Source organism: Methanosarcina sp. 1.H.A.2.2 (assembly GCF_000979975.1).
GTDB lineage: Archaea > Halobacteriota > Methanosarcinia > Methanosarcinales > Methanosarcinaceae > Methanosarcina.
Genome location: NZ_JJQL01000062.1, coordinates 1 through 14,043, shown reverse-complemented (window position 1 = coordinate 14,043; position 14,043 = coordinate 1). Strand labels below are relative to the sequence as shown.

11 protein-coding genes are annotated in these 14,043 nt (G+C 43.2%); 9 read left to right on the top strand and 2 right to left on the bottom strand.

Annotation, left to right across the window (positions count from 1 at the left end; genetic code table 11):
* Positions 1 to 84: 84 nt before the first annotated feature.
* The 3 genes from EO93_RS09440 to EO93_RS09430 all read left to right on the top strand — a co-directional run bounded on the left by EO93_RS09440 (position 85) and on the right by EO93_RS09430 (position 6,082).
* Positions 85 to 1,182, top strand: a complete 1,098-nt coding sequence (locus tag EO93_RS09440; RefSeq protein WP_048162213.1) for an AI-2E family transporter — start codon at positions 85 to 87, stop codon at positions 1,180 to 1,182.
* Positions 1,183 to 1,435: 253 nt separating this feature from the next.
* Positions 1,436 to 3,343 carry a threonine--tRNA ligase gene (locus EO93_RS09435; RefSeq protein ID WP_048133348.1) on the top strand — a complete coding sequence of 636 codons (1,908 nt, stop codon included), beginning with the start codon at positions 1,436 to 1,438 and terminating at the stop codon, positions 3,341 to 3,343.
* Between the two features lie 534 nt (positions 3,344 to 3,877).
* The gene (locus tag EO93_RS09430; RefSeq protein WP_048162212.1) at positions 3,878 to 6,082 is read left to right on the top strand and encodes a DEAD/DEAH box helicase; all 2,205 of its coding nucleotides are present in this window, start codon (positions 3,878 to 3,880) and stop codon (positions 6,080 to 6,082) included.
* A gap of 160 nt (positions 6,083 to 6,242) precedes the next feature.
* Here EO93_RS09430 and EO93_RS09425 read toward each other — a convergent pair whose 3' ends face one another.
* Both EO93_RS09425 and EO93_RS17965 read right to left on the bottom strand, forming a co-directional pair.
* Positions 6,243 to 6,782 carry a RimK/LysX family protein gene (locus EO93_RS09425; RefSeq protein ID WP_048162210.1) on the bottom strand — a complete coding sequence of 180 codons (540 nt, stop codon included), beginning with the start codon at positions 6,780 to 6,782 and terminating at the stop codon, positions 6,243 to 6,245.
* Positions 6,783 to 7,021: 239 nt separating this feature from the next.
* Complete coding sequence (locus EO93_RS17965) at positions 7,022 to 7,789, bottom strand: hypothetical protein (protein ID WP_200898103.1); 768 nt, start codon at positions 7,787 to 7,789, stop codon at positions 7,022 to 7,024.
* Positions 7,790 to 8,391: 602 nt separating this feature from the next.
* Between EO93_RS17965 and EO93_RS09415 the strand changes: the two genes are divergently transcribed.
* The 6 genes from EO93_RS09415 (at position 8,392) to EO93_RS09390 (ending at position 13,961) form a co-directional block, all read left to right on the top strand.
* Complete coding sequence (locus tag EO93_RS09415) at positions 8,392 to 9,066, top strand: TetR/AcrR family transcriptional regulator (protein WP_048162208.1); 675 nt, start codon at positions 8,392 to 8,394, stop codon at positions 9,064 to 9,066.
* Positions 9,067 to 9,311: 245 nt separating this feature from the next.
* Positions 9,312 to 10,130: a nitroreductase family protein gene (locus EO93_RS09410; protein ID WP_048162207.1), complete on the top strand. Its 819-nt coding sequence runs from the start codon at positions 9,312 to 9,314 to the stop codon at positions 10,128 to 10,130.
* A 100-nt stretch (positions 10,131 to 10,230) separates the two neighbouring features.
* Positions 10,231 to 10,950: a carboxylesterase gene (locus EO93_RS09405; protein WP_048162205.1), complete on the top strand. Its 720-nt coding sequence runs from the start codon at positions 10,231 to 10,233 to the stop codon at positions 10,948 to 10,950.
* A gap of 154 nt (positions 10,951 to 11,104) precedes the next feature.
* Positions 11,105 to 11,923 (top strand): nitroreductase family protein, encoded by an 819-nt coding sequence (locus EO93_RS09400; protein WP_048162203.1) that lies wholly within the window; start codon positions 11,105 to 11,107, stop codon positions 11,921 to 11,923.
* A gap of 101 nt (positions 11,924 to 12,024) precedes the next feature.
* Positions 12,025 to 12,243, top strand: a complete 219-nt coding sequence (locus EO93_RS17960) for a hypothetical protein (RefSeq protein WP_200898102.1) — start codon at positions 12,025 to 12,027, stop codon at positions 12,241 to 12,243.
* 758 nt (positions 12,244 to 13,001) lie between these two features.
* Positions 13,002 to 13,961 (top strand): LVIVD repeat-containing protein, encoded by a 960-nt coding sequence (locus EO93_RS09390; RefSeq protein WP_235284186.1) that lies wholly within the window; start codon positions 13,002 to 13,004, stop codon positions 13,959 to 13,961.
* Positions 13,962 to 14,043 lie beyond the last annotated feature (82 nt).

Below are 14,043 nucleotides of genomic sequence, written 5' to 3'. Positions count from 1 at the left end.
TTTCCGGTTCATGAATTTGATTATATTTACCTTTATTTAATTGATTGAATGATTATCATCTATTTATCATAATGGAACTGAAGAATGCGATTAAATTACCCACCCGACGGAGTCAGCCAGCTCATTGCCAGCCGCTGGAAAATAGGAATAGCCATTGCATTAGCTGTGCTTTTATTCTTCGCTTTCCTGATCCTGCTGCCCCTGGCAGACGGAATAGTGCTCGGGATAGTCTTTGCATATATTGCCCGGCCTATCCAGATTAAATTTGGAAAGTATAGAAAAGTAGGGGCTTTGATAGCTAGCCTTTTCATTTTCATCCCTATAGTATTCATTGTAGGAGCCGGAGTTGTTGAGATCCTTAACCAGATCTCCTGGATAATTGAACACCAGACTTCAGTCATGGGCGGAATTTTAGACTTTATAAATGCTCTGGAAATTCCGGAAACATATGTTGAAAGGATAAATACTGCTATCTGGAACCTCTTTACTTCCCTGCTCCCTGCAGTCGGCAGCATAGGGCTAATCTCATATGCCCAGAGCATCGGTCTCTTTGTTATTAATTTCATAGTTTCGATTTTCTTCTGTTATTTTCTGCTTGCCGATGGGGACAGACTTTACTGTGCCTTTCTTGGCGTGATACCAGAAGATTACCAGGACATTGTAAACCGCTATGCAGCTCATCTGGACCTTATCCTGAAAGGAGTTTTCATAGGCAATGCTTATGCTGCCCTCATAGTAAGCGTGACTTCAGTTTTCGTTTTTTACGCTTTCGGATTTACCCATGTGCTGGCACTTGCAACCCTTATCTTCATAGCATCGGTTATACCTCTTTTTGCCGGGTATATGGTGCTTGTACCCCTGGCTTTAATACGTTATTTTGAACAGGGATTTGAAAGTGCATTTCTTTTTTTTGTGGTTTCTTCCCTTCTAATTTATGGCCCTCCCGAACTGATCCTCAGACCTTTCCTGACCGGCATGAGGTCAAAGATCCATCCGATGCTGCTCATGCTCGCCTTCTTAGGAGGGGCTTTTGTGGGAGGGGTTGCAGGTTTTTTTGCAGCCCCTATTCTTCTGGGAGCACTCGTTGCAGCTTACAGAGTTTATCAGGAACAGATTCATCCTGAAATGGCAGCACAGGCTGACCTCTACCTCAAGAATCTGACAAAATCCTGCCAGGACTGATTGATAAAAATAGATTTCAATGAGGAGAAAGGGATTGCTTTATATCATTGCAGGATGTTAGGACTGTCATATATTCTTCTTAACTTCCTTTAATCAAGATCTACTGACGGGTACAGACCTCAAACAGTCCAGAAATCAGGTCCTGGTATTAAGTTGTAATACTAAGTCATAAAATACTGTTTGAGCCTCTGTTTGATCCAGAACAAAAGCCAATTAGGAACACATATTCGGCTTAGAAAACACAGGTGATAGAATGCAGTTATTGCTCATTCACTCTGACTATATTGAATACCAAACCAAAAAACAAACTCCAGTTGCTGAAAAAATAGAAGAGTCCTTAAAGTCAGGCAGACTTGAGGAAGCCCTCACCGCTTTTACGGCTGTGGAAAGCGTGGATGAAGCCAATCCAGAAGAGGCCATAGAAAAAGCTGTATCTGAAATCGAAAAGGTTGCAGCTCAGGTCAAAACCGACCGCATAATGCTTTATCCATATGCCCACCTGAGCTCTGACCTTTCCTCTCCGAAAGTTGCAGTAGAGGTCTTAAAAGGCATTGAGAAAGCCCTCTCAGGAAAATATGAGGTCAAACGTGCTCCTTTTGGATGGTACAAAGCCTTTACTGTAAGCTGTAAGGGACACCCCCTCTCCGAACTTTCCAGGAGCATCCGTCCCGAGGGGACAGCAAAAGCAGTATGCAAAACTGTGGCAGTCGAGGAAAAAGAAGAGGTAGTTTCCGAAGCCCTGAAAGCCGAAGGTACTGCCAAGTCCTACTGGCGCATCCTGACTCCGGACGGGGAACTCCATGAAATCGAGGGCTTTGACCTCACTCCTCATCCGAAACTTCAGAAGTTTGTGAATTATGAAATGTCCAAAAGCAGGGCGGTTGAGCGTGCTCCTCCCCATGTTGAACTCATGCGGAGGCTTGAGCTTGCAGACTACGAGCCAGGGTCAGACTCCGGAAACATGCGCTATTACCCCAAGGGAAGGTTTGTTAAGTCCCTCCTTGAAAACTACGTGCTTGATGTCGCAACCGAGTTCGGGGCAATGGAAGTCGAAACTCCCCTGATGTACGACATGAACCACCCGACTCTCAAGAAGTACCTTGACAGGTTCCCTGCAAGGCAGTATTCTATTGAGTCTGACAAGCGGCAGATGTTCCTGCGTTTTGCAGCCTGCTTCGGGCAATTCCTGATGAACCACGACATGACGATCTCCTACAAAAACCTGCCATTAAGGATGATCGAAATGACCCGCTACAGTTTCAGAAAGGAACAGCGTGGAGAACTCGTGGGCCTGAGAAGACTTAGGGCTTTTACTATGCCTGATATGCACACTCTCTGTGAGGATATGAGCCAGGCTGTAAACCAGTTCAAGCAGCAGTATGACCTCTGCATCGACGTGCTTGAAAATGTGGGAATCCATATTGATGATTATGAAGTTGCCATCCGTTTCACCAGGGACTTCTATGAGTCTAATAAAGACCTGGTAGTCAGCATGGCAAAGACCGTCAACAAGCCCGTGCTTGTTGAGATGTGGGATACCCGTTTCTTCTACTTCGTGCTCAAGTTCGAGTTTAATTTCGTAGATGCCCTTGACAAGGCAAGCGCCCTTTCCACTGTTCAGATCGATGTGGAAAATGCCGAAAGGTACGATATCTCTTATGCGAGCGCAGACGGCAAACTGGAGAGACCGACCGTTCTCCACTGCTCTCCAAGCGGAGCAATCGAACGCTGTATCTATGCTCTCCTTGAAAAAGCTGCAATGGAAACAGAAGAAGGAAAAGTCCCGATGCTGCCTTTATGGCTTTCTCCCACCCAGGTAAGGGTTGTGCCGGTTTCCGAAAAACACCTCGCTTTTGCCGAAGAGCTTTCAAAGAAACTGGACTGCAGGGTTGATGTTGATGACCGCGACCTGTCCATAGGAAAGAAGGTAAGGGAAGCGGGCAGGGAATGGGTGCCATACGTTGTGGTTATTGGAGATAAAGAACTGGAGGAGGGCACGATTAACGTAACCGTCCGGGCCGAGTCCGAACAGGATAAGCCTAAAAAAGTTCAGATGACTCCGGAAGAACTGAATACCCGCATAAAAGAAGAAACTGCTGGCAAGCCCTACAGGAAGCTGCCTCTTGCAAAGTATCTTTCTGCAAGACCAAAGTTCTTCTAAACTCTTTCAAATTTCCTTTTCCGGAAGATATCAAAGGACAGAGGACCTCTGCAAAGAGCCTTTTCCTTTGACTTTTCCGTACATAAATTGTTGCAGTTCAGGAGTTCTGCAGAATAATATTTCCAAAGTTCATGTGTTATCATGTTCTTTAGAATTCCTTATAATTAAAATTCCACAACTTTATATACAACTTTATATTATAGTAATTCTTATACTGCCGTAATTCTTATATCGCCGTAGTTCTTATTACTGAAAAGGTATTCCTTTTAACTAAAAGCCGTTCAAACATGCTCTTTTCGATTTCGGAACGAAAGGAGATGACCCAGGTTTTCTGGACTGAAGTTTTTTATCCGTAATTTTGCAGTCAGGGGAGTTAATTCTTAGAATATTTCCAGTTGCATGCACTGTTTCCTGTGCATGGAGCATGCAGTTTCCCGGAAAACTTTTTGAAAGGTAGCTTTCTGATATTATCAAATATAAAAAAATATACAAAGTCAAATTTTATAGAGTGAAAAGCGTGAGGACAGCGTACTGATGACAATTTCAAATGAAGCCTCAGCCGGCATGGAAACCGTCGAGCTCGAGCCCTTGAGGGAAGATAAGAAGAAAATCTTTGAGGATATTCTGGAATATTTTGAAACCCATCAGAGAGGCTATATCAAAGTTCCCACTGGCTGGGGCAAGACCTTTCTTTCAAAACATATAATGAAAAAATATTACGAGGAAGGAAAACTTGTACTTTTCCTTATTTCGAAAAACAACCCTCTCCTGAGTCAGACATACTACGACAGGAAAAAAAACAGGCCCCTCTTTCCCAATAGTGCGCTCCTCTCTTCCGAACAAAAGGTCGCTAGAAAAGAGATTGCAGAAGCCCTTAGAAAATCCGGGCAGGAAAAAGGTGAAGGCTTTGTGCTCTTTGCCTCACTGCAGACAGTACTAGGAAAACAGGCCTCCGAAATCAAAGAACTTCTTCTCGAATATACCGACCTTGCAATCGTGGATGAGATCCACAACTTCATAAACAACAGGGGAAACGACTTTCTCAATGAGTTTGGAGAACGGACTAAAATCCTGGGGATGACTGCAACTCCTTTCCAGGGTGTGGTCGGAAATGTAAAATTCGTGGATGAGATTGCCGGGGATATGAGGGAGGTCTATGCAAAGACTCTTCCTGAGTGTATCCTTGATGACGAACTTGCACCCCTTAAGTACACGATTGCTGAAAGTTCGGAGGATATATTTGAGATCTTTGACTTTGAGAAAGGGCTGGATGAACTTGACAGGCAGGACCTTTACCTTGACTGCAGCACTGTTGACAAATTGAGAAAAGTTATCCGTAGAACCCAGCTCGCAAAAGATGTGTACGATTCGCTGGTAAAGCAGAGGAATGCAAAGACCCTTGTCTTCTGCGCCCCCGTCCGGAAGCGTGTCTATGGAGCCGGGGAGGACGGAGAGGAAATCAACGCTTTTCATGCAAAACTCACTGCCTCGGTTTTCAACGGGGAAATCTCTGCCCCGGAGCTGGAAAAGGATTCTGATCCGGTATTGCCTCTTGATTTTGAGAATTATACTCCTGAAGGGGAGTTCACAGATGCTGCTTTTATGACTTCTGAATTGCCTAAGGAAGAACAGAGTGCTCTTCTTGCAGCTTTCAGGGAAGCAGGAAAGCCGCCCTATGTCCTTTGCACGGTCGGTATGCTGATCGAAGGCTTTGATTTTCCGGGGCTTGAAACCCTTATCCTTCTGCGGCCAACCCTGAGCATGCGGCTCTTTGAACAGCAGGTCGGAAGGGTTACAAGGCTTTCTCCGGTTTCCGGGAAGTATAGGGGAAACATCTTTGAAATCGCGGACAGCATCGACTCCCTCTATCAGCATTTCGGAGAAGGGGTTTTCAACGGGGAAAAGGTTGACCAGGTACAGATGCTCCAGCCTGAAATCCGCCTCGAAGAGCTTTTCTCCGAAGGAGATGCAGCCCGGGCAATTGAGGAAGGAAAAATCGAAATCAGCAAGGTAGACTTCAGCAACTTCAGGAAAGGAAAGGGAAAAGGAAAGGGAAAAGGAAAGGATGTGCAGGCAGTAGAGGTCCCTGTCAGGCTTCCCCCAACCGCCCTGAGGGCAAAATATTTCTCGCGCCTTCTTGCCATCACAGAGGAAAAGGATATCGGAGCCTTTGAACGGGAAAAGCGGGAACTTATGCGGGGCGCCTTAAGGTTCAGGGTCAGGGAACTCAGAGACGCAGAAGAGCTCGCGAACCTTTCCGGCCAGATAAACAAGCTCAAGAGAGAAGCCTACGAAGACCGCAGGTTAGGGGATGTTTCAAGGCAGCATAAGCCCAAGGTCTTCGGGGAAGTTGAATGGCTCCTTAAACTCCAGGCCTTAAATTCCCTGAAGTACCACGGTGAGCGCATTTCGATGCCCGAGAAAAATAGAATTCTAAAGACCCTGGGATTTGACCCTGATATCAGGAAGATAGACAGCTACAGGCTCAAGTGCCTGAAACTCGGTTCTGCCCAGAAGAACATTCCAGACCTTGTCAAAGTTCTCGGGTTCGTAAGCCGCCTATCATCTTCTGAAACCTACCAGTTCCTTGATAAAAAGAAGAAAGAACAGTGGAAGAGGGAATTCCTGCCTTCGGTTTACTGGGGCTTCTGCTTTATTGACGATTCTCCGGAACTCAGGGAGCTTTTCGAGTCCACGGAATGGGACAGGCGGGTCAAAAACATTATCCGGCAGAAGTAACTTTGTCAGGCAAAACTGATTTTTTTCAAGCAAAAGGGATTATTTCAAGCAAAGGGGATTATTTCAAGTAAAAGGGATTATTTCAAGCCAGACTGATTATTTCAAGCAAAAATGATTTTTTTGGAGAAAATTTTGCTTTTCTCCACTTTCCCTCTTTTGCTTATTTTTTTGCATATTCTTTGACGTATTCAAAGTTCCACATCGGAATTCCTTTTACCTCTCCCTTTTCAAGGTGTTCCAGCTCATGAGCTGCGCTATATGCCGGGGTGCCTTTCAGTAGTATGTGTTTTTTCTTCAGCTCCTTGACTCTTATATCCCTGAGGTCCGGATTCACCTCTGCAAGTATCACCCTTTTAGCCTGCAGAGTTATACAGTATGGCCTTTCAACCAGTTCTCTTTCTTCTCTTTCCCCGCACTTTTCCAGCCTGCGGACGACTCCTTCTTCCTTTATGATTTCGGGATCGATAAAGAGGTATATCTTTTCCAGAGTATAGCCGGTCTTGCTCTCTTCATTGTAATAAGTGATCACATCCTTTACTGCAATGCTTTTTGTGTCTTCGGAGGCATAACTCCATGAACCTCCTGATTTTAGCGAAAGCAGAAAAGGAAGAAATAGCTCTTCTTGAATTTCAAAACTGGAAATTATACTTTTTTCCTGGGCTGAAAACCTGAAGATCGCCCGAATTTCTTCAGCATCCATATTCATGTCCCCTTCTTAAGAGTTTGAATATCGAAGCCTATTTAAGTTTTCTTTTCAAAAAAGCAAATTTGAAATTTTTGGTGGGCCCTTCCAGCCCGGGGAAAACCAAAAATCTGAAATTAATATCACAAAGTTTGTGAATTTTTTGTAAATATTTTTTGCGAGCATAACTTGGATGCAGTTCTATAATCTTTTATACGAACAATTTGATAAAGCGGAAAGCAAACATATGCAATTTATTACTCCCTTTTCCTTATACAAATGACTGCTCCGAACACCGCTGCAAGCATCCAGAAAGAGCTCATGAAAGGAATTCTTTTTGATTGAATAGTAGAACCGACTCCTTCTTGCTTACCTGCTGTTTCTTTATTTGCTGTTTCTTTATTTGCTGTTTCTTTATTATCTGATACTTCGGTATCATTTGTGTTATTATCGGTTTGATTTATTGTACTCAACAATTCTTCCAGAGTAACAGTTTCATCAGGGGTTATAGCTTTCCCATCGTCGGTTAATGTATATTTACCGCGATAAAAATCTGTAACTATGAAGTGTTCAGGGCCAATATCCTTAGTACTGGGGCTTTCATCTTTTCTCAGATAGACCAAAACCTTTTCACCAGCGTTGAAGCTTGGATCGGCGTCTGTAGTCATGCTAAAATCCCCAACCGTCCCCCCGGTGACTCTTACAATAAGCTCTCTGGACGATAACGGGTTTTTCAGGTATTCATCAACACTTATGACGATGTCAGTGTAAATGATGTCGTCAGGATATTCAAGTTTATTAAGTAATTTCTTCGGCTTTTTTCCGTCTATGGTATTCCAGCTGGGTGGAAGTATTTCTTTAACTGTACCTATTACAATAGTATCGGATTTGTCTCTTAATTCTTCATGGGTGTATGGTATGAAGTCTATACATATGTCAATACCAATGGCTTCATTACTATTATTTTCGAGTTCAGTATTATCGTTTGAAGGATTGGACAGTGCTAAAGCGTTTAATGTCAGCAAAGAAAGAGCCCCAAACAAAAAAATCCCATATTTTATAATAGTTCTCACGGTTTCGCTTCCGATTTATGGAGTTAAAATTGGGTTTGACTTAATACATTTAACATAAATTAACGACTTCCAGATAAATAGTTATAGGATTTTCCGACCAAATTCTCATATTGACTTTTTGAATCTCCTTTTCAAATCTCCTTTTCAAATCCATAATTATTCCAGGATCTTTGATTGTTAGATGATATGGTCGGAAAACTTATAAGGAGTTAATAAAAAGGAATTTGTGGAGTTCGAAAGAATTTCCAGATAACCAAAATCCATCTTATATTCGGCAGGTAGCTCGTATTTTCTTAATAATTTTTCCTGACACCGTTTTTTTTATGAAGTAGATGCTTTTGGCTCTTAATGAAAACGAAAAATCCGAGAATCAGAGCACAGGAAATCGGAATTTGAGAGCCCTTTTCATCATTTTTAACAGTTTGGAAGAGTGCCAGACAATTAAAAGATACTAATTATATAGTTAATTCTACCATAAGTAAAATATTGACTCTGAGTCAAAAATCAACTGATGATTAAAAAATGACTCTGAGTAGAAATACGACGGAAAGATTATGGTAGTTACAGACAGGCAACAACGCAAAAAAGAGAAGCGACGTAACGAAATCATAGACGCGGCCGAGAGACTGTTCTACTCTAAGGGCTATGATAAAGTCTCCATGGATGAAATCGCACAGGAGGTTGAACTGAGCAAAGGCGCGCTTTACTTTTATTTCAAAAGCAAAAATTCTCTTTTTTTTGCCATAGTCTTCAGGAGATGGACGGACATTGGTGAGATTCAGGCTGAGAGGATGAGCCACGGGAAAAATGGCTTCGAAAAAATTCAAATCCTGATCCAGTGGTTCATTGAATATGCACAGAAGAACGCAGACTATAATGACATGGCCACCACATTCGGGCCGCAACTCTTTCAGAGAATTGACGCAGAAAACGCACAAACAATGATGGAAATTTCCACTAAATATGTGCCCCTTGTGTACAGCGCTGTAAGGGAGGGAATTGAGGACGGGTCTGTCAGGAACGACCTGGACCCCAGGTTGCTCGGGATGTATATCCAGATGATTACACTCAATATTGTCTCCCCGGACCCTTCAATAAAAAACAGTTTTGCATTACAGGGGGTAAACTACGACACATATGTTGAGATGTTGCCAAAGTTTCTCTGCCCCTCAGTTGCTCGAGATCCGGGGAAGGAATGTTGTGATCAGGACGGATCTTTCCAGCAGTAAACGCTAAGCCACCAGATCAGTGAAAAACTGAAAACTCAACGATGTAATTATCCAGAACTCAGAAAGTGATCCCAGAAGAGTCTAAAAAATGTACTTCCATAGGGTAAACAAAGACAGGAAAGTATGCAGCTTTTTAGCCTTTGCCCGGGCGATAATCAATGAGTAGGGCTTCACAGGCAGGAAAAAAGAGCAGGAAATAATTGTTAACTGACAGCATATCCTGCCCTTAGCAGGATTTGATAATTATGACTTACATTATTGTTGATCAGGATCGCTGCACACAGTGCGGCATTTGCACAACGGTATGCCCTTTAGGGTTTATGTCTGAGGATGAAGAGACCAGGCTCCCCCAGGCACTGGAAAAAGCGGCAACTTTTTGTCTTAAATGCGGGCACTGTGAGGCGTTCTGCCCGACAGGGGCACTCACATTGAATTTTGCGCTTGATGAAAAAAGTGACGATGATGTGGGTCTGAATGATATATCCTCAGATCTTCTTGGCACTTATCTAAAGAGCAGGCGTTCCATCAGGTGTTTCACGCCCCAAAAAGTTGAAAAGGAAAAAATCGAGCAGATGCTTGAAATCTCCAGGTATGCAGCATCGGGCTGTAATACTCAGCCCGTAGAGTGGATTGTTGTATATGACGAGCAGGAGACCCATAAGCTTGCAGGACTGACCATAGACTGGATACGCCACCTCTATGAAAACAAGGAGCCTCTGGGCACGGCTTTATACTCACTGGTCACCGCCTGGGACCGCAGAATTGATGCCGTATGCTGGAATGCACCCCACCTCCTGGTCGCTCATATCCCTGAGAACCACGGAAGCGGTGCAACTGACGGCATCGTCGCTCTCACTCATTTCGATATTGCTGCACCTGCGTTCGGAATCGGGACCTGCTGGGCGGGTTTTTTGACAGAAGCGGCAAAGTCATGGAAACCTCTGCAGAAGGAGCTTGCACTGCCGCAGGGACGTGTAATTTCTTATGCGATGATGTTCGGTTATCCACAGTTCAAAAGTTATCGTACCCCGCGACGCAATCCTGTAAAGATCAAATGGATGTGAAAGAATGGATGTGATGTTACGCTGACTTTATCACCAGATTTTGGAACTGAGTCGAAAGGTTGCGGATTAAATTTATTTTTCTTCAAAGAGAAGTGAGAGAATGGAGAAAAGACATTTTTATATCTCAAATAATAAAATTCGTATTCCTGCCATCCTGTGGGGAAAGCAGAGTGAAAAGCTGTTGATTGAAGTTCATGGCAACCTTTCTAATAAAGAGGACACCGTTATTTCCATGATGGCACAAAAGGCCGTTGAAAAAGGTTACCAGGCATTAAGCTTTGACCTGCCTATGCACGGTGAGCGTGTAAATGAGGAATATACTTGCATTCCAGAAAATTGTGTAAGTGATCTGGCGGCTGTTTATGAATATGCAAAGTCGCTTGCACCTGACATTCATTTGTTTGCGTGCAGCATGGGAGCCTATTTCAGTCTGCTTGCCTATCACGACCTTAACATAAATCAAAGTTTATTTCTCTCTCCCGTCGTCAATATGGAACGCATCATAAGCAATATGATGGAAGGTTTCCAGGTAAGTGAAGAAAGGCTAAAAGCAGAGCATGAAATCCGGTTGCCGATTGGACAGACACTGGAATGGAACTATTATTGCTATGTGAGAGAAAACCCAATTTGTTTTGAATGGAAAGTACCTACTGCCATTTTGTATGGTTCTGAAGATAATCTGTCTGAATGGGACGAGATCTCAGCATTTGCAGAGAGGTACCACTCAACAGTTAAAGTCCTGGAGCATGGGGAGCATTACTTCCATACGGAAGAGCAATTGAAGATATTTGATAGGTGGGCAGATGAAAACCTGCTGTAAAACTTGATAACATACTGCAAGCAGAGAAGCATCCGGCATTTTATTCTTTGCCTGTGACGTTGTAAAATTAATGAAGCTTCACAGGTAGAAAACTAAAGAAAAGTAATAAATGCGGACTGGTCTATATATTTACCTTTAACAGGATTTGATGATTATGACTCACATTATTGTTGATCAGGATCGATGCACAGGATGCGGCATTTGTGTAAAAATATGCTCTTCAGGTGTTATCGGTCTGGCTGATGGAACTAATCTCCCTCAGGTGCAGGAAGAAAACGTTTTTAGCTGTTTCTACTGCGGGCATTGTGAAGCTTTCTGTCCGTCTCAGGCACTCATCCTGAACCTCCGTCCTGAGGAAAAAGTTCTCCTTCCTGCCGGTTCAGGCAACATCTCTCCTGAAGATATGGAGTTCTACATCAAAAAACGCAGGTCTATTCGGTATTTTACCAGGGAACCCGTGCCAAGGGAGAAAATCCTCGAAGTCCTTGATATTGCCCGCTATGCAGCTTCTGGTGCCAATTTTCAGCCTGTTCAGTGGCTTGTTATCCATGACCCGAAGAAAGTCAGGAAAATTGCCGAGCTCACAATGGAATGGATGAAAACCCTATTGAACACCGACCACCCCATGAGCGGCTACGTGCCGATACTTATTTCTGCATGGGAGCAGGGAATCGATGTAATCTGTCAGGGTGCTCCACACCTGCTTTTCGCCCATATTCCTGAAGAAAGTCCAATTGCACCTGTAGATGCAATAATTGCCCTCACACATTTTGATATCGCTGCGCCTGCATTCGGCATCGGAACCTGCTGGGCCGGCTTTGTTGCGGCGGCTACCATGTTTTATGAACCTCTCCAGAAGGAGCTAAACCTGCCCGAAGGAAGGAAAATTGCTCACGCAATGATGTTTGGCAACCCGCAGCACAAAGTGTATGGAATCCCTCGCAGGAAACCTCTTGAAGTAACGTGGCAGTAAGACTTTAAAAGGTTTTGAGAGGTTTTGAGAGGTTTTGAGGGACTTTCAGTTCCTCTTTCTCAAATACTCAGGAGCCTGCGGAATTTTGTGCATCATGCCGTATGACCTTCCTGACGGGTAATACCGGCCCCAAGCTGAATTTTACCCGCCGTTTTTTCGTCAGTCATGAATTCAACAAATGCAGGCGCCATATCAATGCCAGCAGAAATGTCTGCCGAGGTTTAGATATTTCCATCCCTTACGATCCGTTCTTCCACAACCTCCACGTCAGCCGCCCGGCACAAGGAGAAAATCAAGTGGAGGGCAGTTTGAGAAAGTAACATGAGGATTAATGGACATTTCTTTGCTACAGATTACAGGCCCTGGATTTTCGGCAACCATGAGGCATTTTTCAGGTCCTTGGGCAAATTTGCTCCAGAGCGATATTATCCCCCCGTGGCCTGAAAAGACCCGGCTCTTCCAGCTCCGGGGAAACCAAAAATCTGAAATTCAGGGAACATTTTATAAAAAATCGGATGTGTGTATCGCCAAAACAATCCGGTTGTCTTATATTCACTTCTACTCTATGTTTTGGAGATTCTCATAAAAATAGCAGCAGGGATTGACATATAAGTTTTCCGGCCACAGTATCAAACAATCAAAATTAAAAAAATAAATTCAAACATGAGATTCGTGTGAAAAGCGGATAGTTTGATGATATGGCCGGAAAATTTATATTGAGGCAACTTTAAGGAATTCATAGAGTTCAAATGCACTTCCAACCTTTTCCCACACATTGTATACCTTCTCGATTTTTAAAGTACATGAATTATACCCATGTAAGTTAATCGGCATCAGTGCCAATCAAACGCCGGGATTTTCATTCAAATGCTTTCAATATAATTCTAAACCCTTTATCATTTATCTCAAGGTTTGATTGGAGATCCTGATTCATTTGAATGGAATTATAAAAATATCAGTGGTTAAGGGTTTAACATTTTTGAGAATATGAGAACGAGAATCTGAAGGACAGGATGTATAATTAATGGAGATAAATAGGCAAATAATTCATCCGCTTATATTTATTGTTTTTTTGGTAATGATTACAGGACCGATTACCGGGGCAGCATCTGCTCTTAATGTTAGCATGGAATTGGTAGGGCATTTTGGCGGGACAACGGAAGCTGTTGATATCGCTGGCAATTACGCCTACGTCGGACAGGGGCAGGACCTTTTGATATTGGATATCACTAACCCTTCTTCACCTGTTTTGGTGGGTAAGATTATGACAAAAGGTTTTGTAGTAGACATAAAAGTTGCCGGGAATTATGCCTATGTAGCCGATAACGATAATGGTCTTTTAATTGTTGACATCAGCAATCCCTCTTCTCCGATTTTCAAGGGACGTTATGCAGGATCTGTTTACGATGTCGCAGTTTCCGGAAATTACGCCTATTTACTCGACCGTTATAATGGTCTTACGATTGTTGATATTAGTAATCCTTCTTCTCCGATTCTCAAAGGAAACTGCGATACTTCAGGATATGCTAATGATGTTTCGGTTTCCGGCAATTACGCCTATGTAACCGATGTTGATGAAGAGCTTATGATTGTTGATATCAGCAATCCTGCTTCTCCGATTTCCAAAGGAAGCTACAATACTACAGGAGATGTTTACAGCGTTTCAGTTTCCGGTAATTACGCCTGCGTAGCAGATGGCAATAACGGTCTTGTTATTGTTGATATCAGCAATCCCTCTTCTCCTATTCTCAAAGGAAGTTACGATACTCCCGGAATTGCTCTGGGTGTTGCAGTATCCGGCAATTATGCCTATTTAGCCGATAACGATAATGGTCTCGTTATCGTTGATATCAGCAATCCTTCTTCTCCTGCTCCCAAAGGAAGCTGCGATACTTCCGGATATGCTAAAAGTGTTGCGGTTTTCGGTAATTATGCCTGCGTAGCCAATAAAGATAATGGCCTTGTGCTTGTTGACATTAGCAGTCCTTCTTCCCCCACTCTCATAGGAAGTTACGACACTATACAGGCTGTCCGATAATTACCGCAGATAATTAGAGTTTCCTGTCGCGATATATATAATAATAATTTTATATTAGTGGTAGGAATACTTGATTTATGGT

Coding starts and splice junctions, on each gene's coding strand:
- EO93_RS09430 (WP_048162212.1), top strand. CDS start 3,878: ATGACAATTTCAAATGAAGCCTCAGCCGGCATGGAAACCGTCGAGCTC.
- EO93_RS09435 (WP_048133348.1), top strand. CDS start 1,436: ATGCAGTTATTGCTCATTCACTCTGACTATATTGAATACCAAACCAAA.
- EO93_RS09440 (WP_048162213.1), top strand. CDS start 85: ATGCGATTAAATTACCCACCCGACGGAGTCAGCCAGCTCATTGCCAGC.
- EO93_RS09425 (WP_048162210.1), bottom strand. CDS start 6,782: ATGGATGCTGAAGAAATTCGGGCGATCTTCAGGTTTTCAGCCCAGGAA.
- EO93_RS09410 (WP_048162207.1), top strand. CDS start 9,312: ATGACTTACATTATTGTTGATCAGGATCGCTGCACACAGTGCGGCATT.
- EO93_RS09390 (WP_235284186.1), top strand. CDS start 13,002: ATGATTACAGGACCGATTACCGGGGCAGCATCTGCTCTTAATGTTAGC.
- EO93_RS09400 (WP_048162203.1), top strand. CDS start 11,105: ATGACTCACATTATTGTTGATCAGGATCGATGCACAGGATGCGGCATT.
- EO93_RS09415 (WP_048162208.1), top strand. CDS start 8,392: ATGGTAGTTACAGACAGGCAACAACGCAAAAAAGAGAAGCGACGTAAC.
- EO93_RS17960 (WP_200898102.1), top strand. CDS start 12,025: ATGACCTTCCTGACGGGTAATACCGGCCCCAAGCTGAATTTTACCCGC.
- EO93_RS09405 (WP_048162205.1), top strand. CDS start 10,231: ATGGAGAAAAGACATTTTTATATCTCAAATAATAAAATTCGTATTCCT.